This is a genomic window from Nocardia sp. NPDC056564 (assembly GCF_042793755.1).
Taxonomy (GTDB): domain Bacteria; phylum Actinomycetota; class Actinomycetes; order Mycobacteriales; family Mycobacteriaceae; genus Nocardia.
Window position 1 is genome coordinate 90,804 of the sequence record NZ_JBHTUR010000005.1, and the last position, 21,490, is coordinate 112,293.

General features: G+C 69.5%; 21 protein-coding genes. 15 read left to right on the forward strand and 6 right to left on the reverse strand.

What is annotated here, in order from left to right; all coding sequences use genetic code 11:
• Positions 1-69 precede the first annotated feature (69 nt).
• The 11 genes from ACFQ9K_RS15095 (at position 70) to ACFQ9K_RS15145 (ending at position 14,405) form a co-directional block, all read left to right on the forward strand.
• Complete coding sequence (locus ACFQ9K_RS15095; RefSeq protein WP_378716489.1) at positions 70-1,113, forward strand: AraC family transcriptional regulator ligand-binding domain-containing protein; 1,044 nt, start codon at positions 70-72, stop codon at positions 1,111-1,113.
• 90 nt (positions 1,114-1,203) lie between these two features.
• Positions 1,204-2,622: an MFS transporter gene (locus ACFQ9K_RS15100; protein ID WP_378716487.1), complete on the forward strand. Its 1,419-nt coding sequence runs from the start codon at positions 1,204-1,206 to the stop codon at positions 2,620-2,622.
• A gap of 103 nt (positions 2,623-2,725) precedes the next feature.
• Entirely contained in the window at positions 2,726-3,985 is a 1,260-nt protein-coding gene (locus ACFQ9K_RS15105) for a hypothetical protein (RefSeq protein WP_378716485.1), read from the forward strand.
• Positions 3,982-4,953, forward strand: a complete 972-nt coding sequence (locus tag ACFQ9K_RS15110; protein ID WP_378716483.1) for a glutamate ABC transporter substrate-binding protein — start codon at positions 3,982-3,984, stop codon at positions 4,951-4,953. The genes ACFQ9K_RS15105 and ACFQ9K_RS15110 overlap by 4 nt, the downstream gene beginning before the upstream one ends.
• Complete coding sequence (locus tag ACFQ9K_RS15115; RefSeq protein WP_378983218.1) at positions 4,950-6,134, forward strand: hypothetical protein; 1,185 nt, start codon at positions 4,950-4,952, stop codon at positions 6,132-6,134. The genes ACFQ9K_RS15110 and ACFQ9K_RS15115 overlap by 4 nt, the downstream gene beginning before the upstream one ends.
• Complete coding sequence (locus ACFQ9K_RS15120; RefSeq protein ID WP_378716478.1) at positions 6,131-8,542, forward strand: tetratricopeptide repeat protein; 2,412 nt, start codon at positions 6,131-6,133, stop codon at positions 8,540-8,542. Before ACFQ9K_RS15115 ends, ACFQ9K_RS15120 begins: the two co-directional genes overlap by 4 nt.
• Positions 8,539-9,585 carry a PP2C family serine/threonine-protein phosphatase gene (locus tag ACFQ9K_RS15125; protein WP_378716476.1) on the forward strand — a complete coding sequence of 349 codons (1,047 nt, stop codon included), beginning with the start codon at positions 8,539-8,541 and terminating at the stop codon, positions 9,583-9,585. The genes ACFQ9K_RS15120 and ACFQ9K_RS15125 overlap by 4 nt, the downstream gene beginning before the upstream one ends.
• On the forward strand, positions 9,582-10,868 hold the full coding sequence (locus ACFQ9K_RS15130) for a VWA domain-containing protein (RefSeq protein ID WP_378716473.1): 1,287 nt from the start codon (positions 9,582-9,584) through the stop codon (positions 10,866-10,868). The genes ACFQ9K_RS15125 and ACFQ9K_RS15130 overlap by 4 nt, the downstream gene beginning before the upstream one ends.
• Positions 10,868-11,509 carry an FHA domain-containing protein gene (locus tag ACFQ9K_RS15135; protein ID WP_378716471.1) on the forward strand — a complete coding sequence of 214 codons (642 nt, stop codon included), beginning with the start codon at positions 10,868-10,870 and terminating at the stop codon, positions 11,507-11,509. Before ACFQ9K_RS15130 ends, ACFQ9K_RS15135 begins: the two co-directional genes overlap by 1 nt.
• A gap of 110 nt (positions 11,510-11,619) precedes the next feature.
• Positions 11,620-13,515, forward strand: coding sequence for a CocE/NonD family hydrolase (locus ACFQ9K_RS15140; RefSeq protein WP_378716470.1), 1,896 nt, complete (start codon positions 11,620-11,622; stop codon positions 13,513-13,515).
• A gap of 125 nt (positions 13,516-13,640) precedes the next feature.
• The gene (locus ACFQ9K_RS15145) at positions 13,641-14,405 is read left to right on the forward strand and encodes an SDR family oxidoreductase (protein WP_378716467.1); all 765 of its coding nucleotides are present in this window, start codon (positions 13,641-13,643) and stop codon (positions 14,403-14,405) included.
• A gap of 1 nt (position 14,406) precedes the next feature.
• On the opposite strand, the gene ACFQ9K_RS15150 is transcribed toward ACFQ9K_RS15145, so the two are convergent.
• Positions 14,407-14,874 carry an NUDIX domain-containing protein gene (locus tag ACFQ9K_RS15150; RefSeq protein ID WP_378716465.1) on the reverse strand — a complete coding sequence of 156 codons (468 nt, stop codon included), beginning with the start codon at positions 14,872-14,874 and terminating at the stop codon, positions 14,407-14,409.
• A gap of 157 nt (positions 14,875-15,031) precedes the next feature.
• On the opposite strand from ACFQ9K_RS15150, the gene ACFQ9K_RS15155 reads away from it, so the two are divergent.
• The 3 genes from ACFQ9K_RS15155 (at position 15,032) to ACFQ9K_RS15165 (ending at position 17,293) form a co-directional block, all read left to right on the forward strand.
• Positions 15,032-15,331, forward strand: coding sequence for a muconolactone Delta-isomerase family protein (locus ACFQ9K_RS15155; protein ID WP_378716462.1), 300 nt, complete (start codon positions 15,032-15,034; stop codon positions 15,329-15,331).
• 108 nt (positions 15,332-15,439) lie between these two features.
• Positions 15,440-16,618: a hydroxylase gene (locus ACFQ9K_RS15160; RefSeq protein WP_378716459.1), complete on the forward strand. Its 1,179-nt coding sequence runs from the start codon at positions 15,440-15,442 to the stop codon at positions 16,616-16,618.
• A 147-nt stretch (positions 16,619-16,765) separates the two neighbouring features.
• Positions 16,766-17,293 carry an AAA family ATPase gene (locus ACFQ9K_RS15165; RefSeq protein ID WP_378716457.1) on the forward strand — a complete coding sequence of 176 codons (528 nt, stop codon included), beginning with the start codon at positions 16,766-16,768 and terminating at the stop codon, positions 17,291-17,293.
• Between the two features lie 115 nt (positions 17,294-17,408).
• On the opposite strand, the gene ACFQ9K_RS15170 is transcribed toward ACFQ9K_RS15165, so the two are convergent.
• A complete protein-coding gene (locus ACFQ9K_RS15170; RefSeq protein ID WP_378716455.1) occupies positions 17,409-18,917 on the reverse strand; it encodes an FAD-dependent oxidoreductase in 1,509 nt (502 codons plus the stop codon).
• Between the two features lie 116 nt (positions 18,918-19,033).
• On the opposite strand from ACFQ9K_RS15170, the gene ACFQ9K_RS15175 reads away from it, so the two are divergent.
• A complete protein-coding gene (locus ACFQ9K_RS15175) occupies positions 19,034-20,107 on the forward strand; it encodes a P1 family peptidase (RefSeq protein WP_378716454.1) in 1,074 nt (357 codons plus the stop codon).
• Here the strand turns inward: ACFQ9K_RS15175 and ACFQ9K_RS15180 are convergent.
• Genes ACFQ9K_RS15180 through ACFQ9K_RS15195 form a run of 4 tightly spaced genes read right to left on the reverse strand, consistent with a single transcriptional unit; the run spans position 20,097 to position 21,442 of the window.
• The gene (locus ACFQ9K_RS15180) at positions 20,097-20,306 is read right to left on the reverse strand and encodes a hypothetical protein (protein ID WP_378716452.1); all 210 of its coding nucleotides are present in this window, start codon (positions 20,304-20,306) and stop codon (positions 20,097-20,099) included. The two genes, ACFQ9K_RS15175 and ACFQ9K_RS15180, sit on opposite strands and share 11 nt — an antisense overlap.
• Before the next feature lie 9 nt (positions 20,307-20,315).
• Positions 20,316-20,633, reverse strand: a complete 318-nt coding sequence (locus ACFQ9K_RS15185; RefSeq protein ID WP_378716451.1) for a hypothetical protein — start codon at positions 20,631-20,633, stop codon at positions 20,316-20,318.
• Between the two features lie 4 nt (positions 20,634-20,637).
• Entirely contained in the window at positions 20,638-21,099 is a 462-nt protein-coding gene (locus tag ACFQ9K_RS15190; protein ID WP_378716448.1) for a hypothetical protein, read from the reverse strand.
• A gap of 1 nt (position 21,100) precedes the next feature.
• On the reverse strand, positions 21,101-21,442 hold the full coding sequence (locus tag ACFQ9K_RS15195) for a hypothetical protein (protein WP_378716446.1): 342 nt from the start codon (positions 21,440-21,442) through the stop codon (positions 21,101-21,103).
• Between the last annotated feature and the right edge of the window lie 48 nt (positions 21,443-21,490).

A 21,490-nucleotide genomic window follows, 5' to 3' on the forward strand; every position in this document is an offset into this window, starting at 1 on the left:
GATCGCCCGCGCATTGATAGATTTCGCCAAGCCGTCCGGTACGGCGAATTCGATGAGGAATGCGAGTACATGTTCGACCGGGAATTTCGCCGCAGCACGTCGAGCGTCCGCGTGCTGATCGCGCTCGCCGCAGAGCGTGGAATGTCCATAACGGAATGCCTGTCCGGCACCGGGCTGTCGGCCACCGATATCGAGTGCACGGCCCGGCAGGAACTACTGGTCGTGCGTAATCTGCTCGGCCGCTTCGGCGTCGAGGCGGCGCTCGGGGCGGAAGCGGGGCGCAGAGCCGAAATCCCGTTGTCCGGCCCCTGGGCGCTCGCCCTGCTGAGCAGCCGGACAACACGGGACGCGCTCGACGTAATGGCGCGCTATCTGGACCGCGCCTTCGTTTCCGGCCGGTTCCTCGCCGCGGAATCCGCCGGCGTGCTGCGATTGCGGTTCGACGATTCCGAATGCCCGCCGGAGCTGCGCGTATTTCTCGCCGAGCGAATCATCGCCGCGCTCGGCGCAATCAGCGGCCAGCTGTTCGACACCGGAATTCCGCCCGCCCGCATCGAATTCCGTCGTGGGTTGCCCGCGGATCTCGGCAGCTATCGCGAAATCTACGGCGTCGAACCGAGTTTCGGCGCGGACACCGACACGGTGTCATTCGACGGCCGCCGGCTGGACCGGCCGGTACCGGCGACGAATGAACGCGCGCGTAGTGCGTGCGCGCAGCTGTGCCGCGATCTGCTGGATCGGCACCGCGCCCGCTCCGGCGTCGCGGGCGCGGTCCGCGATCTGCTCGTCCGCAACCCCGGCACCATTCCGGACCAGATCGCGGTCGCCAACGAGCTGTTCATGAGCCCGCGCACCCTGTCGCGGCGACTCAACGAAGAGGACGCGTCGTTCCGCGGACTGCTCGACGAGGTCCGGCAGCTGATGTCGGAGCAGCTGCTCGTGCACACCGGCCTGACCACCGAGCAGGTCGCCGCCCGCCTCGGCTACGCCGAGGCCGCGTCCTTCATCCGGGCCTTCCGTCGTTGGAAAGGCTGCCCGCCGCAGGAGTTCCGGCTGCACGGGGGTCACCCGCTCGGGCCGGCCCGCGCGCCCGTCGCCGCGGGCGTCCACTAGCCCCGTGCACATGGATTTCCAAGTGGAACGAAGCGGACCGCACGGTGTGTTGGCAGCGGCAGACGGGCGGGATGCTGCAAGTATGCTGCCATGTCGATCAGCGCCCCGGTTGCGCCGAGTGTTCCCACGACGATGCGGCAGGCCACGGTGCTGGCGGTCTGCTGCGCCGCCGTGGTGATGGCGAACGTGGACACCACCGCGGTCAACGTCGCGCTACCCGCGATCGGCCGGGGGCTCCACGGTTCGGTGGCCGGTGCGCAATGGGTGGTCGCGGCCTACACGCTGACCCTGGCCTGCCTGCTGACCCTGTCCGGCTCGCTGGCCGACCGGATCGGCAGGCGGACCGTCTTCCAGCTCGGCCTTGCCCTATTCACCATGAGTTCGCTGGCCTGTAGTCTCGCGCCCTCGATGGGCTGGCTCATCGGGTTCAGGGTGGTGCAGGCGGTCGGCGGTTCGATGCTGACTCCGGTTGCGATGGCGATCATTTCGGCGGTGTTCACCGAGCCGGGGCGACGGGTGCGGGCGATCGGGGTCTGGAGCGGGTCGATCGGGATCGGCATGGCGGCGGGCCCGGTGATCGGCGGGTTCCTGGTGCACGCGATCGGCTGGGAAGCGGTGTTCTGGATCAACGTGCCGATCGCGGCCGTCGCGCTGGCACTCACCTTCCTGGTCGTGCCGCAGTCGAGATCCGAGCAGCCGCGCGCGCTCGATCCGCTGGGACAGCTGCTGGTGATCGGCGTGCTCGGGCTGCTGGTGTTCGCGATCATCGAAGGGCCGCACCGGGGTTGGCTCGCGCCGGTGACGCTGGGCTGCTTCGCCGGGTCGGTGGCCTGCCTCGGCGTGCTGCTGCGCTACGCGCCGCGGCATCCGCATCCGCTGATCGATCTGCGGGTGTTCCGGTCGGCCCCGTTCACCGGTGCGTTCGTCATCGCCATCCTCGCCTTCGCGGCACTGGGCGGGTTCCTGTTCCTGAACACCTTCTATCTCCAGGAGATCCGGCACGATTCGCCGCTCGCGGCCGGGCTCGCGCTGGTGCCGATGGCGGTGGCCATGTTCGTGTTCGGGCCGATGTCCGGCCGGATCGTCGCGCACCGCGGCGCCCGCAGCGCGCTGAGCGCAGGGGCAGTGCTGGCGACCGTCGCGGCGGCGGTCCTGACCGCGACCTTCGACGGCAGCGGAAACCTGGTGCTGCTCATCGGTTACGCGCTGTTCGGCGCGGGCATCGGCCTGATCTACACGCCGATCACGGCGACCGCGGTGGCCGGGCTGCCCGTCGCGCAGGCCGGGGTCGCGGCCAGCCTGGCAACCACGTCCCGGCAGATCGGTCAGTCGCTCGGCGTCGCGGTGATCGGGTCGCTGATCGCCAGCCATCCCGACGCTCTCACCTCGGCCGCGGCCTTCCGGTCGCCTGCCCATCTCGGCTGGCTGACCATCGCCGGGCTGTGCTTCGCCGCCCTGCTCGTGGCCCGAATCAGCACCGCGCCCAAGCTGGTTCACGCCGACGTCTGAAATCATGATTGTCCACTACCTGGGCAATCGGTCGGCACACTGTTTCCTCCTCCCGTACTATCGCGATCGGATACACCGGCCGGGGAGATGTTAGGAGGACGGTGTGGGACCTCGCATCCGCAACGGGACCCTGTGGTTGCGACGCTTCGCCGGAACGACGCCGGGGGTGATCGCCGTCGTTGTCGTCGTTTCCGTCGTGCTGTGCCTGCTCGCCGGTTTCACCGGCGCGAACCAGATGAGCGGCAAGAGCGCGCGCCGCGATGCCGCGCTGCGGCACACCGAGCCGCTCGCGTTCGCGGCGCAACGGTTGTACGTCGCGCTCTCGGCCGCGGACGCCGCGGCGGCGACCGCCTTCCTGGCCGTCGGCGTCGAGGCGCCCGCGGTGCGCCAGCAGTATCAGCAGTCGCTGGCCGATGCCGCCGTCGCGCTCGCGGACGCCACCGCGGGCGCCGCCGACGAGCAGACCCGGCAGATCGTGGCGCGGATCGCCGCCGACCTGCCCGCCTACACCGGGCTGGTGGAGACCGCACGGGCGAACAACCGGCAGGGCTTCCCGGTGGGCTCGTCCTACCTGAGCGCGGCCTCGGAGGTGATGCAGAAGTCGTTGCTGCCCAACGCCGAACGACTCACCACCGACCGGTTCGCCGCGGTGCGCGACGACCAGCGGGCCATCGCGGCAATGCCGCTGCTGACCATCACCCTGATCGTCCTGGTGCTGCTCACCTGTGCGGTGGGATCGTGGATTCTGTTGCGGCGCACCAACCGTCTGGCCAACCTCGGGGTGCTGACCGCGGCGGGCGCGGCGGCGCTGGCGCTGCTGTGGGTGATCGCGGCGACGGGCCTGGCCGCGAATTCCCTGGACACCGGTCCGTCCGGGGCGAGCAATCGCTTCGAAACTCTGGCCAAGGCGCGCATCTCGGCGCAGCAGGCGCGCACCGACGAGACGTTGCAGCTGATCACCCGCGGCGACATCGCGGCCGGCGAGGACTCCTACAACCGGCACGCCACCGACCTGCGCGACCGGCTCGGCACGGCCGTCGGCCCGGATTCGGTTGCGGTACAACAGCTCACGAAGTGGTCGGCCGGGCACAAGGCGCAGATCGAGGCATACCAGGCGGCGAACTACCCGGCTGCGCTCGCGCAGGCGATCGGCACGGCGCCGGATTCGTCGGCCACCCAGTTCGCGGCGCTGGACCGTTCGCTGAACGACGACCTCGCCCAGGCCCGCCGCGATCTGCGCGGCGGGCTGGAGACCGCGGGCAACGCGCTGATCCTGAGCCCGTTCGGCACGCTGGTGCTGCTGGTGCTGGCCGCGGCCGCCGTGGTGACCGGGGTGTGGCCGCGGCTGAAGGAGTTCCTGTGAGTACACGCGTGCTGTTCGCCACGCTGCTGGTCGGCGCGGCCGTGCTGGTGGCGGGGTGCGGGTCCGGCGAGCTGCCCCCGACCCACACCCTCGAGGCGGTGAATCCGCAGCCCGCGGGCGCGGCGGAAATCACCACGCCGCCGCAGGCGGACGCGGACGGGACCTGCGACACCGAGGCCTCGCTGCGACCCGGCCCGCTGCCGAGTGCCGGTGCGATGCCTGCCGGTTCGTCGATGGCGGAGATCGTGGCGCGCGGGCGGTTGCGGGTCGGCGTCGACCAGAACACCTACCTGTTCGGTTTTCGCGATCCGGGCAACGGCCTGCTCCAGGGCTTCGATATCGACATCGCGCACGAGATCGCCCGCGCGCTGTTCGGCGACCCGGACCGGATCGAGTTGCGCTCGGTGACCGCCGCCGAACGCATCCCCGCGCTGCGGGACAAGAAGGTCGACATGATCGTGCGCACCTTCTCGGCGACCTGCGAGCGGCGTCGGGAGGTCGACTTCTCGGCCGTGTACTACCGTGCGGCGCAACGCATCCTGGCACCGCGCGAGTCCAGCATCCGGTCCGGCGAGGACCTGGGCGGCAAGCGGGTCTGCGTGGCCCGCGGCACCACCGCCCCCGCGCCGCTGTTCGCGCTGCCCAAGCGGCCCACCGTCATCGGCGTGACCACCTGGACCGACTGCCTGGTCGCGCTGCAACAGGGACAGGTGGACGCGATCAGCGGCGACGACCCGATCCTGTTCGGCCTGGTCGCTCAGGACCACAACTTCGAGGTGGTCGGCAGGCCCGTCGGCACCGGCGCGTACGCGGTCGGCATGTCCAAGGGCAGCGACGACCTGGTCCGCTTCGTCAACGGCGTGCTGGAGCGGATGCGCGCCGACGGCACCTGGAAGCGGATCTCCACGGCCCAGCTCGGCGTCCTCGGGCAGGCGCAGGATCCGCCCGAGCCTCGGTACGTGGGGTGAGTTCGATCGGCATGCAACCACTCACCCTGATCGAGATCGACCGCGAATTGGCCAGTCGCGCAAGTGAAGCCGATTCGATCGTGGCCACCCTGCTGGAGCTCGACAAGCATCCCGGGCTCGAGCTGGTGCGCCGCTTCCCGCCGTCCGGGGTCACCGAGGCGCGCTGGCTGCCGGTCCGGGACGCGCTCGCGCTGATGTGGGAGGACTTCGGCCGGATGCGCGCCATCCTGGATTCGGCGAGCGCCGTGCGCGGTACCCGCAGCCGGGTCGACGACGGCCAGCGCGCGGAACTGACCGAGCTGCTGCGCGGCCGGCCGCACGAGGTGTCGCGCACCCCGATCCCGCTGGCCGAGCGTTCGCTGACCGGTCCGAGCGAACACGTGCTGTTCGTCGGCCTCGCCGATACGCTGGACCGCATGCGGGCGACGTTCCCGGTGATCGCCGAATTCCTCGACGCGGTGGACAAGGTGAACACCCGCGTGCTGTCGGGACTCGCGCCCCTGCAGGACAAGCTGGACAAGGCCGGTGCGGTGACGCCGGAGCTGCGCGCGATCAGCGACGGCATCGCCGAACTGCTGCGCCGCTCGGCCACCGATCCGCTCGCCCTGACCACCGCCGAGATCGATGCCCGCCTCGGCGAGCTCGCCGGTGCCATGCGTCGCGAGGCGGCGGTGCTCGCCGAACTCGCCGCGGTAGCCGCGAATTGGCCCGCCGCGGTCGGGCGCGCGCACCAGCGCTTGGACGCGCTGCAGGCGACCAGGGGACGGGCCAGGCGAGCCCGGGTGCAGGTCGAGCAGACCATCGTCTCGGGTCCGTTGCCGGTCCTGCCGGAGGACGTCGGCCTCTATCGCGCGCAGCTGGACGCCATCCCGGCCGATCCCGCTGCGGCAGCGGCGTTCCTGGAGCTCGGCCGCCGCATTGATACCGCGATGGCGGACGCGGCCGCCGCCGAGAACCTGGCTCAGGGCCTGCTGGACCGGCGCGGTGAACTGCGCGGCAGGCTGGCCGCCTACCAGGCCAAGGCCGCGCGGCTCGGCGTCGCCGAGGACCGCGATCTGCTCGCCGCCCAGCAGATCGCCGCCGGGCTGCTCGGGCGCACACCGTGCGATCTGGCGGCGGTCACCCGCGCCGTCGCCGACTACCAGCAACTCATCGCGGAGAAATCGGGGAGGCGACCGTGAGGACATGCACCGAACCCGGCTGCGCGGGCACGATCGAGGACGGTTACTGCGCGGTGTGCGGGACCGCCCCGGCCGAGGCGACGACGGTTCAGTCGACCACGCCCCACCCGCCCGCGGCGAAGGCACCGGCGGCGAAGGCCGAGGCCGCCGAGGCGACGACCGAGGCGTCCGCGCACCGGCACTGCGCCGAACCCGGTTGCGGCGGAACGATTATCGACGGCTACTGCGAGGTGTGCGGCACCGCGCCTGCGCCGGAGCCGGTCGCGACGACGTCGGACAGCACCCGGAGCACCCGGAGCAGCTCGCGGTCGGTGCGCACCGGCCGGTCCTCGTCCAGGTCGAGCAGGCGGGGACGCCTTGGCGCGGGGATGGTCGAGGTACCCCGGGTTCCGCGCGTCGACCCGACCACGGCGATCATGACCGACCCGCAGGTGCCGGAGAACAAGCGGTTCTGCGGCAAGTGCGAGAAGCCGGTCGGGCGGGGCCGGGACGGAAAGCCCGGCCGCAGCGAGGGGTTCTGCGCCAACTGCGGCACCAAGTTCTCCTTCGCCCCCAAGCTGGTCAAGGGCGATCTGGTCGCCGGGCAGTACGAGGTCGCAGGCTGCCTCGCGCACGGCGGGCTCGGCTGGATCTACCTGGCCATCGACCGCAACGTCAGCAATCGCTGGGTGGTGCTCAAGGGCCTGCTCAACTCGGGCGACGCGGACGCGATGCTGGCCGCGGTGGCGGAGAAGCGCTTCCTCGCCGAGGTGGAGCACCCGAGCATCGTCAAGATCCACAACTTCGTCGAGCACGCCGGGTCGGACGGGGTCGCGGTCGGCTACATCGTGATGGAGTACGTCGGCGGCACCTCGCTCAAGCAGATCCTGCGCGCCCACCGTGATTCCGGCGGCGGCTTCCTGCCGCCGGCTCAGGCCATCGCCTACGTGCTGGAGATGCTGCCCGCGCTCGGCTACCTGCACTCGCTCGGCCTGGCCTACTGCGATTTCAAGCCCGACAACGTGATGCAGACCGACGAGCAGCTCAAGCTCATCGATCTCGGTGCGGTGATCGCGATGGACGATCAGGACAGCCCGATCTACGGCACGATCGGCTATCAGGCGCCGGAGATCGCCGAGACCGGGCCGACCGTCGCCACCGAGGTCTATACGGTCGGGCGCACCCTGGCCGTGTTGCTGATGGACGTGCCGCAGCGGGGCGGGCATTTCGCCGAGCTGCCCGGGCCGGACACCGAGCCGCTGCTGGTCACCTACGACTCGCTCTACCGATTCCTGCTGCGCGCCACCGACGACGACCCGGACGTGCGGTTCGCCTCGATGGAGGAGATGGCCGATCAGCTGACCGGAGTGCTGCGCGAGGTCCTGTCCACCGAGGACGGGGTGCCGCGGCCGGGGATGTCGACCTACTTCGGGCCGCCGCGCGCGGTCTTCGGCGTGGACGGGCCGGTGGACGCGGCGAATATCGTTGCGGCCCTGCCGGTTCCGCTGGTCGACCCGACCGACAGCGCGGCGGCGCTGCTCGCCACGACGAGCGGCACCACCCCGGCGGAGTTGGCGCGGGCGTTCGAGGCCGGCCTGCGGTCGGTGGTCACCGGGCGGGGTGAGTCGACCGAGATCCCGTTGCGGCTCATCCGGGCCGCGCTGGAGGTCGGCGACCCGGCGGAGGCCGATCGCCGGTTGGCCGAGGCCGCCGAGACGCTGCCGGGGGACTGGCGCATCGCCTGGTACCGCGGTGAAAGCCGCTTGCTTGCCGGTGATTTCGCGGCGGCGACGGCCGAATTCGATGCGGTGTATGCCGCGTTGCCCGGCGAGGGGGCGCCGAAACTCGCGCTGGCCGCCGTCGCGGAGCTGTCCGGCGCCGCGGACCCGGATGCGGGCGGATTCCAGGCCGCGCAGGAAAAGCGCAGGGCGGCAAGCTATTACGAGACAGTCTGGCGTACCGATCGCACGTACCTCAGTGCGGTGTTCGGGTTGGCCAGGCTGCGCGCGGCGGCCGGTGATCGCGACGGCGCGATCGGCGTGCTCGATCAGGTCGACGCCGGCTCCGCGCTGTTCACCGAGGCGCGGATCGCGGCGATCGAGACCAAGCTGACCGGGCGCTCGGCCGCCGAACTGAACGAGCTGATCGTGCGCGACGCGGGCGAGCGGGCGGCCCGGTTGCGGCTGGACTCCAAACGCCGTGGCGCACAGGTGCGTTTGCGCGTGCTGACCGCCGCCCTGGACTGGCTACGAGCCGGGCACGCGGCCAACTCGCTCGATCCGTTGCTCGGCGCGAAGCTGGATCAAGACGGGGTGCGCACCGGATTGGAGCGTTGTTATCGAGATCTGGCTCGGGAAACCGACGACATGTGGGAGCGATTCGCATTGGTAGAGCAGGCCAACACCGTCCGGCCCAGGACCCGGTTATGAGCGCCGGGGTGGACCTGAGCTGTCCGGGGTGCCGCGCCGAGGTGCATCCGCAGGATCGCTTCTGCGAGAACTGCGGACAGGAACTGGGCGGCAGGCGAATCGCGTTGCCGAACCACGAGCCGGGCCCGCCCACCGCCTGTGCGGCCTGCGGGGGACTGGACTACGACGCCGACGGATACTGCTCGGGCTGTGGGCAATTGCGCACGGCGCCGGACCGATTCGACGCCGATCTCGGCGCGGTCGCGGTGGTCACCGATCGCGGGATCGCGCACGCGCGCAACGAGGACGCGGTCGCCGCGGCGGTGCTGGACGGCGCCGGCGGTCTGCCGGAGGCGGTGGTGATCGTTGTCGCGGACGGGGTTTCGTCCTCCGAGGATCCGCAGGTGGCCTCCGGTACCGCGGCCAAGACCGGGGTCGATGCCTGCCGCACCGCGCTGCTGGACGGACTGCCCGCCCCGGAGGCGGCGATGGCAGGCCTCGCGGCGGCGGCGCAGGCGGTGCGGGATATCGCGGTGGCCGACGGGCACGCGCCGTCGTGCACCTATGTCTCGGCGGTCGTGCGGGCCGACGCGCACGGCACCGAGATCACGGTCGCGAATGTCGGTGACAGCCGGGCCTATTGGCTGCACGCCGACGCCCCCGACGAGCCGGCCAACCCGCCGTCGCAGCGGCTGACCGTGGACGACTCCTGGGCACAGGCCCTGGTCGACGCCGGCGCGATGGACGAGCACGCCGCGATGAACGACCCGCGGGCGCACACACTGATTCGCTGGCTCGGCGCGGACGGACCGGTGAAACCGTGGTCGGACAGCTGCGTTCGCACGCTGCGCACCACCGGACCCGGCGTGCTGCTGCTGTGCAGCGACGGCCTCTGGAACTACCTGTCCGACGCGACCGCGCTCGCCGAGGTGGCCACCGCGACCGCCCCCGCCGTCGCCGCGCGCGAACTGGTCGAGTTCGCGCTGCGCTGCGGCGGCAGCGACAACATCACGGTCGCGCTCGTCCCCGTTCCATGGATTGCACAGCCAGGAGAAGTTCAGTGAGTTCCGTTGCAGACAATGGCATTTCGGTAGCCATCGATCAGAACGAGTATCTGGCCGACGGCGTCGGCACGGTCGACGCGGTGGTGACCGTGGAGACCGCGGCCGATCTGGTGGTGGCCGCCGCACCGCAGGAACGGCTGGAGATCCTCATCCTGGACTGCTCCGGTTCCATGGCCACCGGCCGCAAGTTTCCCGGCGCCCGCCAGGCCGCGCTGGCCGCGCTGGACGTGATGTCCGACGGCACCAAGTTCGCGATCATCGAGGGCACCGCGATGGCGCGGCTGGCGTTTCCGTCGAATGTGCCGTCCATGGCCGTGAATCGGGAGGCGCGCGCGGCGGCCCGGCGGGCGCTGGACAAGCTGACGCCCGGCGGCGGCACCGCGATGGGCACCTGGCTCGGGTTGACCAGGCAGCTGGCCAAGAAGCATCCCGGCGCGATGGTGCACGCCATTCTGCTCACCGACGGCAAGAACGAGCACGAGGAGCCCGCCGCGCTCGCCGCGGAGATCAAGCAGTCCGAGGGCGTGTTCACCTGTGACTGCCGCGGCGTCGGCACCGACTGGCGGGTGGACGAATTGCGCACCATCGCGTCCGCGCTGCACGGCACCGTCGACATCGTCGCCGACCCGGCCAAGCTGGCCGACGACTTCGCCGCGATGATGCAGGGCTCGATGGCGAAGGCGATTCCGGAACTGACGCTGCGGGTTTGGACGCCGGCCGGGGCCGAGGTCCGGTTCGTCAAGCAGGTCGCGCCTGCCATCGAGGATCTCACCGCACGGCGGGTGGACACCGCGGCGCAGGTGGGGGAGTACCCGCTCGGGGCATGGGGCGTGGAGGACCGCGATTACCACGTGCAGGTCGAGGTGGAACCGGCCGCGCCGGGGCGGGAGAAGCTGGCCGCCCGGGTCAGCGTGGTCAGCGGGGATCAGGTGCTCGGACAGGGCCTGGTCAAGGCCGTGTGGACCACCGATACCGAGCTGTCGGCCCGAATCAGCAGGCGGGTAGCGCATTACACCGGTCAGGCGGAGCTGGCGCAGGTGGTGCAGGAGGGGTTGGCCGCGCGCAAGAGCGGCGATACCGACACCGCGACGGCCAAGCTGCGGCGCGCGGTCGAACTGGCGGCGGAGTCGGGGAACGAGAGCACCGCGAAGCTGCTGCGCGGCGTGGTCGAGGTCGACGAGCGCAGCGGGACGGTGCGGTTGCGGGCCAGCGTGGCGGCCGCCGACGAGATGGCCCTGGACGCGCGTTCGACCAAAACGGCCAGGGTGCGGAAGGAGGGCTAGTGGGGGTTACCTGTCCGGACGGGCACGAGTCGAGCGCGACCGACTATTGCGATGTGTGCGGCGCGCCGATCGGGGCGGCGGCGCCGGCGGCCGTCGCGGAACCGGTGGCGCTGTGCCCGTCCTGCGGTGCGCCGAGCGGCGGGCGGTTCTGCGAAGTGTGCGGCCATGATTCGGCCTTGCCGAGTCCGGCGGCCCGCCCCGATCCGCAGCCGGAGCGGACGCCCGCGGCGGTCACCTGGGTGGCCACGATCACCGCTGATCGCGAGTTCTATGACCGGGTGATCGCCCGCAAGGGGCCCGACGCCGACCAGGTCGGGTTCCCCGCGTTCTATCCCGAGCGTCGAATCGTGCTGCAAGGCAACGATGTTCTGATCGGGAAGCGTAGTGTTTCGCAGGGGCTGACGCCGGATATCGATCTCGGCATCGCACCCGCGGATGTGGGTGTGTCCCGGATGCACGCGACGATCCACATCGACGGCGACTCGCTCACCGTCACCGATCTCGGTTCCACCAACGGCACCAGTGTCAACGGCAGCGACGAGCTGATCCCGGCGAAGGTGCCGGTCCCGCTGCGCAGCGGTGATCGGATCCACCTCGGCGGCTGGACCACCATCGTGTTCGCCCTCGACGAACCGGCCTGAGCGGGGCGCGGCATCGCGTCTGGGACAGTATGATCTGTACAGCGCGCCGGCGAGGTGAGTCGCGCGGACCGAACCGGGCGCCTGGCCGCTGACGCCGAGAGGACTCCACCATGGTCCAGCCGCTGAACCCGACCGTGGCCACGGTGCCGCCGAATCACCGATTCGATATCGGGCCTGCCCGGTATCCGAAGTTGTTCGGCGCCACCACCGTTCCCATCGCGATGTCGGACGGGGCGGTGCTCACCGCGGATATCCTGCGCCCCGGCGACGGGGGTGGCCCGGCACGGGAACCGTTGCCCGCCATCATCAATTTCACCCCGTACAACAAGATGATCAACCGGCACGGCATGCGCTGGAACACCGCGCTGCGGGCGCTCGGCGAACGGGTCGGGTCCTCGGATCGGCGGCGGTTCACCGCGCGAGACGTGCTGCACACGCCGGCCGGGGGCATTCTGGAGCCCTTCGTGATCAATCGGACCGCAGTGCGCCGCGGATACGTCGGGTTGATGATCGACGTGCGGGGGACCGGAACGTCCACCGGCAGCTGGGATTTCTTCCAGCCCCGGGAGCAGCGGGATTACCTGGAGGCGATCGCGTGGGTACGCGAACAGCCATGGTGCAACGGGGAATTCGTGGTGACGGGGGTGTCCTACGGCGCGATCTCCGCGCTGATCACCGCGGGGCTGCGGCCGGAGGGGCTGCGGGCCGTGTTCGCCATCGAGGCGGGCGAGGATCCGATGCGCGAACTCGGACTGACCGGCGGCGTGCCGACGCCGGGAATGATGCTGTGGATTCTCGCCGTCACCGGGGCGAAATGGCTGCCGTCGGTGCCCGGTCTGCTGCGCGCCGGGATCACGCGGCAGTTCCTGCGGGATCGGCTGGCCGATCCCGCCGGGTGGGTGCGGCACGCGATCGATATCGGGCTTACCGAGAATCATCCCGACGGCTTCCTCAATCCGATGTGGTCGAGCAAATTGGCTCGCTTCGAGGACATTTCGGCGCCGACCTGGATCCACGGCGGATGGCACGATGTCTACAACCGGTCCAACTTCCGGATGTTCGATCGAATCCCGTTGTCCGGCGGCGAGAAACAGGTCTTCGTCGACGATTCCTATCATCTGACCGTCGGCTCCGGGCTCGGCGCACCCGACGGTCCGCAGGCGCTCGACGAGTTGCAGTGCGCGTGGTTCGATCGGTGGGTCAAGGGGATCGACAACGGCATCGATCGCTACGGCCCGGTCACCGTGCGCAGGCAGGGTGACGGGCAGTGGTTGCGGCACGGTGAGTTCCCGGATCCGGCGGCGACATTGCGACGGCTCTACCTGAATTCCGAGATCACCGGTACGGCAACGCATGCCGGGACCGACGCGGGACTGTCGGCCGAGGTGCCCGAGATCGAGTCGCGCCTACCGCTGCCCACCGGGCGAATCCGGATGGCGTCGAACAACACCGGGATCATGAGCATGGGGGTGGCGCTGCTCTTCGGCCGCCGGTTCGGGACCGATGACCGGCACGCCGAGGCGGGGGCGGTCACGTTCACCAGCGAGCCGCTGGCCGAGGACACCGTGCTGTCCGGGCCGATGAACCTGCATCTGCACGCGGAAGCCGAAGGGGCGGACGCGTTCTGGTCGGTGACCGTGTGCGATGTGGAGCCCGGCGGCGCCTCGGTGCCGATCACGCGCGGGGCGTTGCTGTCCAGCATGCGGGCGATCGACACCGCGGGCAGCGAGTATGTCGACGGCGAGCTGGTGTTCCCGCTGCATACGCTCACCGCCGAATCCGCGCTGCCGGTGATCCCGGGCGAGCCGTTCCTGATCGACATCGAGATCAATCCCACCGAGGCCGTGCTGGCGGCCGGTCACCGATTGCGGATCGCGGTGAGCCGCACCAGCTTTCCGCGGCACCTGATCCCGCCCTGGAGGCGGCGCACGATGGGCGGTCAGACCATCGTGCTGGACCCGGCTCGGCCGAGCTACCTCACCCTGCGGACCGCGCGCGCCCGATGATCAGATGATCGTTATTCCCGCAACGATATTCGATTGTGTCGTTCGGCACCGGCTGCCGGGATTGTCCTTTTCGCGCGCCGCTCACTACGATCTACTACAGAAAGTCGTAGACGTGAGGGGAAGTCATGGGCAAGCTGCGGGGCAAAGTCGCCCTGGTCACCGGATCCAGCCGGGGCATCGGCCGGGGGATCGCCTGCCGCCTGGCGCGCGAGGGTGCGCTGGTCGCGGTGCACTACTCGAGCAACGAGCAGGCGGGCAAGGAAACCGTTCGGCAGATCGAGGCGGCCGGTGCGGACGCCTTCCTGGTACACGCCGAATTCGGTGCGCCGGAAGCGGTCTCGTCGCTGTTCGCCCAGCTGGAACCGGAGCTGCTCACCCGCACCGGCGCCGCGACGCTGGACATCCTGGTCAACAACGCCGCGCACGCGGGCTTCACCGGCGCGCAGCCCGAGGACGTCACGCCGGAGATGTTCGACCGGCACATGGCGGTGAACGCGAAAGCCCCGTTCTACCTGACCTTGCGCGCGCTGAACTGCATGCCGGACGGCGGCCGGATCATCAACATCTCCTCGGGCATGACCAGAACCTCGCTGCCCGCGCAGATCTGCTACGCGATGAGCAAAGGTGCCATGGAGCAGATCACCCTCCAGCTGGCCCTGCACATCGCGCCCCGCGGCATCACCATCAACACGGTCGCCCCCGGCGTGACCAACAACGGTGACCCGGTCTTCGACGATCCCGACACCGTCGCCGAAATGTCCGCATGGTCGGCTTTCAATCGGGTGGGCGAGGTCTCCGACATCGCCGACGTCGTGGCCTTCATCGCCTCGGCGGACTCCCGCTGGATCACCGGCTCCTACATCGACGCCAGCGGCGGCACCCTGCTCTGACCTACCAGTTGTGCGCGCCGAGCGTCGCGTGCTCGGGCCAGCCGAACAGTCCGAAATGCTGCTTGCGCCGGAACATGTCGAGGCCGGCGCGCGTGCTCAGGATCGTTTCGTCCGGAATGTCGTCATAGTCGAACCAGCGCAGCTCCGAACACCGGTCGGGCTCGAGATTTCGCGGCTCGCCCGACCAGGTGTCGGTGTGAAAGATGAACACGATCAGCGCCTGTCCGGGCGGGGACTGAATGTGCATCGAGGCAACCATCTGCACGTGGTCGCGTTCCACCCGCACGCCGATCTCCTCCTCCGCCTCCCGGATCACCGCGGTGAGCACATCCTCCCCGGCATCGAGTCGCCCACCGGGCGCGTTCCACTCCCCATCCCCGAATTCGGTATTCCGCCGCCGCGCCAGCAACACCTGCTCGCCCCGGCTCATCAACAACTGCACCCCGACCACACTGCGGAAGATCGTCAACTGGTCTCCTGATCAGATTCGGACAACGGCCGCGATGAAGGCCAGGCTTTCGATGATGGCTCGATCGTAACCATCAGGGGTCGCTCCGTCGTCCCTGCATCGGGGGGATTCTCATTCACAATGGTGATGCCGGACACGCCCACTCGAGGGAGTCATCATGCAGGAATTCCTGGTAGAGATCACCACCACCATCCCCGAAGGCACCGACCCCCTCGTCGTGGACGAACGCCGAGCCGCCGAGAAAGCCCGCGCCCAGGAACTCGCCGCCACCGGACATCTCTACCGTCTGTGGCGTCCGGTCGGGGAACTCCGCAGCATCGGCATCTGGCGCGCGGCCGACCAGTCCGATCTCCAGGTCAACGTCCTCGACACGCTCCCGCTGCGCCCCTGGATGACCCTCACCATCACTGCGCTCCAACCCCACCCCAACGATCCCGGCGTCCCCGAGGCGGACTGAGGCGCACCACCCCCGGTGCCTCGGTGGTTCCGCGGTTCGGACTGTTTCGGCCCCGCAGGACTGGAACGTGTTCTAGTTTGGGGTATGACCGCAGGAACGGGGAATGGTATGGCGCGGGTTCTGGCTCGGATCGAGCAGTACGCGGACGAGATTCGAGCCGAGGGGGTGGTGGGGGACAAGTTGATGCGGCTGTCCGATACCTCGGCGGGGCGGCTGCGGGAATCCGGTGCCATTCGCATGTTGCAGCCGAAGAAATACGGGGGACTCGAGGTGCATCCGCGGGAATTCGCGGAGACCACGATGGCGATCGGGGCGATGGACGGGGCCGCGGGGTGGGTGACCGGGATCGTCGGGGTGCATCCATGGGAGTTGGCGTTCTTCGATCCGAAGGCGCAGGACGAGGTGTGGGGAGCGGACCCGGATACCTGGATGGCCTCGCCGTACGCGCCGATGGGGGTGGCGCGGCCGGTGGCCGGCGGATACCTGCTCAGCGGGCGCTGGGCGTTCTCGTCGGGGACCGATCATTGCCAATGGGTGATGATCGGCGCGGCGCTCGGGGACGAGCAGGGCAAACGGGTGATGCCGCCGCGGACGATGCATGTTCTGCTGCCGCGCGCGGATTACCGGATCGATCCGGAGAGCTGGGATGTCGTCGGTTTGCGGGGAACCGGTAGTAAAGACCTGATCGTCGAGGACGCGTTCGTGCCGACGTATCGGACCCTGGATGCCGCGAAGGTGTTCGACGGCACCGCGCCGAAAGAGGCGGGGCGCACGGAGACGCTCTACAACTTTCCGTTCTCGTGCATTTTCCCGCTCGGCATCACCTCGTCGCTGATCGGCATTGCCGAGGGCGCATTGGCCTGTCACATGGCGGCGCAGAAATCTCGGGTCGCCATCACCGGCATCCCGATCAAGGACGACCCGTATGTGCTGTATGCGATCGGTGCCGCCGCGGCGGAGATCGCGGCCTCCCGGGCGGCCATCCTGGAGACCGTGGACCGGTTCTGGGACATGGTCGACCGGGGCGAGGAGGTCAGCTTCGAGCTGCGCGCGATCGGCCGGCGCACGCAGACCGCCGCCGCCTGGCGGGTCGTGCGCGCGGTGGACGAGATCTTCGCCCGGTCCGGTGGCGGCGCGTTGCAGATGAAGACGCCGCTGCAACGGTTCTGGCGGGACGCGCACGCGGGCCTGTCGCACGCCATCCACGTGCCGGGTTCGATCTTCCACTCGTCGGCGCTGACCCAGCTCGGCGGCGAACCCCAGGGGATCCACCGCTCGATGATCTGACCGCTATCCGGCCTACAGCTGCTCGGCCCGCTCCTGGATTTCCTCGAGGGTGCGGTCTTCGACGCGGGACCGCGCGGAGTCGGTTGGAACGCAGCCGCTTCGGTGCTCGGCTGACATTCGCTCGCACCGGGTGCGATCATGATCGCCATGACACCTTCGGTCTACCTCATCTCCGGCATTCAGGCGGCCGGGAAGTCGACGGTGGCGCAGGCGCTGGCCGAGCGGCTGCCGCGGTCGGCGCATGTGCGCGGGGACACCTTCCGGCGGTTTGTCGTCGGGGGGCGCGAGGAGATGAGCCAGGAGCCGTCGCAGGAGGCGCTGCGGCAACTGGCGTTACGGCACCGGCTGGCCGCGAACGCCGCCGATGCCTATGCGGCGGAGGGGTTTACGACGGTCCTGCAGGACACCATGCTCGGTGAGTTGTTGCCGTACACCATCGATCAGATCGTCACCAGGCCGCTGTATGTGGTGGTGCTCGCGCCCAGGCCCGAGGTGGTCGCGGCGCGGGAGGCCGCCCGGAGCAAGTCCGCCTACGGCACGTTCACCGTCGCCGAATTGGACGCGGATCTGTGGCAGAGCACGCCGCGCATCGGATTGTGGCTGGACACTTCGTATCTCACCGTGCGGCAGACCGTCGACGAGATACTGACCCGCGCGGAGCCGCTCTCGCAGTGACCCCGCGCGGATCTCCCCGCCGTTGCGTGGTGGCGCGCCATCGGGACCACCTGTCTCACGCTAACCAGCACAGCGCGGAGCGGCTCCGGTATGGCCGCGGATAGGCAGGAACTTGCTATGGCAGGGGTGTCTGCGGCGGGGTGAGGGGGGTGAGCGACTCGGTGGCCGGGCCCTCGAGCAGCGTGCCGTCGGGGGCGAAGCGGGAGCCGTGCAGCGGGCAGTCCCAGGAGCGTTCGGCGTCGTTCCAGCGGACGATGCCGTAGAGATGCGGGCAGACGGCGGACAGTTCGGTGGTGGTGCCGTCGACCGTGCTGGTGGCGGTGGGGCGCAGGCCGTGTCGCCGCACGGTGCCGCATCCTTCGGCCGGGATCTCACCGCTCGCGCGGGTCGCCATGCGCAGCCAGCCGGTCGCGAGCCGCTGCGCGACCGCGCTGTTCGCGCGGACTGCCGACGGTACCGCCTCGAGCTCGTCCGGCCGCCAACTGGCCAGCGCGCCCGCCCAATTCGGCGGCTTGCCGGTGACGCGCCCGGCCAGCGCCAGCGCGGCGGCGACGCCGTTGGTGAGACCCCACTTGGCGTATCCGGTGCCGAGCAGGATGTTGTTCTTCCCGGGCAGCAGCGGCCCGGCATAGGGGAGTTCACCGATCGGCGAGTAGTCCTGCGCCGACCACTCCTGCACGAGTTCGGCCGTGGGGAACCAGGTTTGCGCCCAGCGCAGCAACTCGCCTGCCTGCTCGCGCTCCGATCGGGTGCGCCCGACCACGTGCCCGTTGCCGCCGACGAGCAGCACGTCGCCCGCGGGGGTCGGCGCGTAGCGCAGCGATCGGGTGGGCTGCCCTGCGCTGAGGTACATCTCGCGCGGCATCGGCTCGTCGAGCCGGAAGGCGGCCAGGTAGGAGCGCTGAGCGGTGAGCCGGGCGAAGAACCCGCCGCGATCGAGTATCGGTGTGCCCGTGGCCAGTATGACGGTGCCCGCACCGAGTTCGCCGTGGTCGGTCTCGACGGTGAGGTCGCCGTTCATTCCGCCGTGCACGCCGCGCACCATGGTCGACTCGTAGATCGGCGCCGCGTGCGATTCGACCTCGACGGCCAGCGCGGCCAGCACGGCCATCGGGTCGACCTGTGCCTGATCGGCCAGCCGCACCGCACCGAAGGCCGGGAACGGCACATCCAGCTCGTCGACGAGCTCGGTGGGTAGTCCCGCCGCCCGCGTCGCGTCGAATTCCCCGCGTACCTTTGCGATCTCGGCGCCGGACTGGGCGTAGGTGAATGCGGCGGCGTGCTGCACCGCGACTCCGTGTTCCGCGCAGAACCGCAACAACCATTGCTGCCCATCACGATTCGCCGCGACATAGTCCCGCAACGCGCCCGCATTGTGTCGCCGGCGGATCTGCTGGGCTCGTGTTCCCTGCAGCAGACTGATCTTTCCGGTCGTGGCACCGGTGGTGCCCGCGCCGACCCGCCTGCCCTCGACCACCGCCACCTCGACGCCACTCTCGGCCAATAGCAACGCGGTGACCAAACCGGTGAGACCGCCGCCGATCACGACAGTGTCGAATCGCGATCCTGGCGTTAATCGCAGACGTGCCGGGACGTCTGCGTTGTTCAACCATAGTGACGTCATAACCCCGGCATAGCCGGTGCGCCGATCGGCAAACCCGCCGGTTGTTGTCCGGAAATCGGGCCACTGAACCGGAAAGTTACCGAGCGAAAGGTCGTTTCCTTGCCTAAGATCATCCCATGAATATGCGTGCACGGGAGTATGGGGTGCAATTCCCTGGCGTCACTGCGGAATTGAACGCGATCACCGACGTGCCCGGAGTCGAGGTCGGCTATACGACGCTCATCCGCGGGGACAACGTGCGCACCGGCGTCACGGCGATCCTGCCGCGCGGCCGCGAGCGGGTGTTCACTCCCTGTGCGGCGGGCTGGTATTCGCTCAACGGCAACGGCGAGATGACCGGAACCACCTGGCTCACCGAAACCGGTTCGCTCGCCCTGCCGGTGCTGATCACCAACACGCACGCGGTCGGGACCTGTCATCGCGGGATCATCGACTGGCTGGTCGGCGCGTTCGCCGAGCTGCCCGACGACTGGTCGCTGCCGGTCGTCGCGGAGACCTGGGACGGGTATCTCAACGACATCAACGGATCTCATGTCACCTCCGCTGACGCGGTCGCCGCCATCGACGCGGCGACCGGCGGCCGGATCGCCGAGGGCAGCGTCGGCGGCGGCACCGGAATGAACTGCTACGGCTTCAAGGGCGGCAGCGGAACCGCCTCACGCCGAGTCGATTACGGCAGTGACAGCTATACCGTCGGCGCCTTCGTCCAGGCGAACTTCGGGGCCCGCAGAGAACTCACGATCCGCGGCGTCCCGCTCGGTACCGTGCTCGCCGAGGACGATCCGCTCGGTTCGTGGTTCGCACCGGCGGGCTCCGGCTCGGTCATCGTCGTCATCGCGACCGACGCGCCGCTGCTGCCCGGGCAATTGACCGCAATGACCCGCCGGGTGCCGCTGGGCCTGGCCCGTACCGGAACCAGCGGCTCGCACTTCTCCGGCGACATCTTCCTCGCCTTCTCCACGGCCAACGAGGGCGCGCTCACCAGCTACTTCCCCAATGGCGAAACCCCTTACGAGCAACTGACTTTCATTCCCTGGGGGCAGCTGAACCCGTTCTACGACGCGGTCGTCCAGGTGGTGGAGGAAGCGGTGGTCAACGTGCTGTTCGCCGGTGAGACGATGATCGGCCGCGACGGCCATCGCTCACCGGCGCTGCCGGTGGACCGGGTAATGCAACTGCTCACCAGGTAGCGGCGGGCTCCTGCGCGAAATCGCCCTGGATCAGCTCCGCCTCGGTGGCTTCGTGCACGGCGAGCCAGCGCGCGAACTCCTCGAACGACTCCCTGCGTTCCGGCCCCGCGGTCGATTGCAGGTCGTCGAGCAGTTCACGCATCCGATTATGTTGCAGAACAAGGAGTTCCACGATGTTTCGGTGATGACGAGCGGTCATGTCTTCCGCCTATTTCGGGACCAGGATCCCGGTCAGGTCGGCTTTGTTGATCGGGGTGTCCGGGTTCGCCTGCGCCGCGCACATCAGCTTGATCGACGCGATGGCCGCGTCCACGGTCCGGTCCTGGGTGGGCGGGGCGTCGCCGTTGCGCTCCTGCTCGAGGAACTTGGTCACGGTGATCCGCTGCTTGTCCGGATCCTGGGCGGAGAACTCGTTGCACGGCGTGCTGCCGCCCTTGTTGACGATCTTTTCCGGCTCGTCGCCGCAGCCGCCGACGAAGAACGCCGCGGCGATCACGAACACGAAGAACTTGGCGGTCTTGAACATGGAATCAGCCTCCGAATCCGACGAGTGCACTGGCGAGATCTGACGTGTCGAGCGCCTCGAGCGCCTGCCGGCGCACATCGGGGCAGTTCTGCGTGGTGATCTGATCGACGACGCCGCGGTCTTTGATCACGGTGTCGTTGAGGCCGCCGTTGCGGGCGGCCCAGTTGTGCACGGTGCCGTTGAACGCCACCCGGCCGAGGGCGGCGCCTTCGGTGCGCCACTTGTCCAGATCCGGTCGGATCATGTCGCACAGCTGCTTCGCCGCCGCGCCGGAGATCTGTCCGTCGGGGTTGGGCACCTGCGCCGTCGTGGACGGCATCGAGAACAGGACGGAGGTATTGGTCCCGGTGGCCGGGGCCGCCGGGTCCTTGTCCTCGGCGGAGCAGGCGGCGACCAGCGGGGCGGCGGCGAGCGCACCGGCGATCAGCAGGGCGCGCAGCACCGGCCGACGGCGATCTCGGCTCATCTCAGTGACCCGCCTGATCGGTGAGGTCCAGGCCCTCACGGTTCTTCAGGCGGCGATGCTCGAGCACGACCAGGGCAACGCCGGCGGCGATCAACGCCACCGTGGCGATCGCGCCGATGACGGCCCAGCCGCCGAAGCCGTATCCGGCCGCGGTGAGCGTCAGTCCGAGACCGACAAGGCCGAGTGCGACCAGGATGATGCCCGGCCAGTTACGCGTGTCCTCGATGGACTCCCCGACGTGGGCCCGCGAGGTCCGGGTGTAGTCCGGGAAGTTGTCGCCGGGGTCGCCGTGGTGCTCGGCACCGCTGTGTCCCGTGGTCGATTCATTCGGTCCGGGAAGCATAGGAATCCTTTCTGGTCCAACCGCCGAAAACGGGGGCATTCGACCGCA

Excerpts from the sequence above, each read along its gene's own strand:
- ACFQ9K_RS15125 (WP_378716476.1), top strand. The coding sequence starts at position 8,539 with ATGAGCGCCGGGGTGGACCTGAGCTGTCCGGGGTGCCGCGCCGAGGTG.
- ACFQ9K_RS15140 (WP_378716470.1), top strand. The coding sequence starts at position 11,620 with ATGGTCCAGCCGCTGAACCCGACCGTGGCCACGGTGCCGCCGAATCAC.
- ACFQ9K_RS15160 (WP_378716459.1), top strand. The coding sequence starts at position 15,440 with ATGGCGCGGGTTCTGGCTCGGATCGAGCAGTACGCGGACGAGATTCGA.
- ACFQ9K_RS15100 (WP_378716487.1), top strand. The coding sequence starts at position 1,204 with ATGTCGATCAGCGCCCCGGTTGCGCCGAGTGTTCCCACGACGATGCGG.
- ACFQ9K_RS15170 (WP_378716455.1), bottom strand. The coding sequence starts at position 18,917 with ATGACGTCACTATGGTTGAACAACGCAGACGTCCCGGCACGTCTGCGA.
- ACFQ9K_RS15175 (WP_378716454.1), top strand. The coding sequence starts at position 19,034 with ATGAATATGCGTGCACGGGAGTATGGGGTGCAATTCCCTGGCGTCACT.
- ACFQ9K_RS15180 (WP_378716452.1), bottom strand. The coding sequence starts at position 20,306 with ATGACCGCTCGTCATCACCGAAACATCGTGGAACTCCTTGTTCTGCAA.
- ACFQ9K_RS15095 (WP_378716489.1), top strand. The coding sequence starts at position 70 with ATGTTCGACCGGGAATTTCGCCGCAGCACGTCGAGCGTCCGCGTGCTG.
- ACFQ9K_RS15165 (WP_378716457.1), top strand. The coding sequence starts at position 16,766 with ATGACACCTTCGGTCTACCTCATCTCCGGCATTCAGGCGGCCGGGAAG.
- ACFQ9K_RS15145 (WP_378716467.1), top strand. The coding sequence starts at position 13,641 with ATGGGCAAGCTGCGGGGCAAAGTCGCCCTGGTCACCGGATCCAGCCGG.
- ACFQ9K_RS15195 (WP_378716446.1), bottom strand. The coding sequence starts at position 21,442 with ATGCTTCCCGGACCGAATGAATCGACCACGGGACACAGCGGTGCCGAG.
- ACFQ9K_RS15185 (WP_378716451.1), bottom strand. The coding sequence starts at position 20,633 with ATGTTCAAGACCGCCAAGTTCTTCGTGTTCGTGATCGCCGCGGCGTTC.
- ACFQ9K_RS15190 (WP_378716448.1), bottom strand. The coding sequence starts at position 21,099 with ATGAGCCGAGATCGCCGTCGGCCGGTGCTGCGCGCCCTGCTGATCGCC.
- ACFQ9K_RS15155 (WP_378716462.1), top strand. The coding sequence starts at position 15,032 with ATGCAGGAATTCCTGGTAGAGATCACCACCACCATCCCCGAAGGCACC.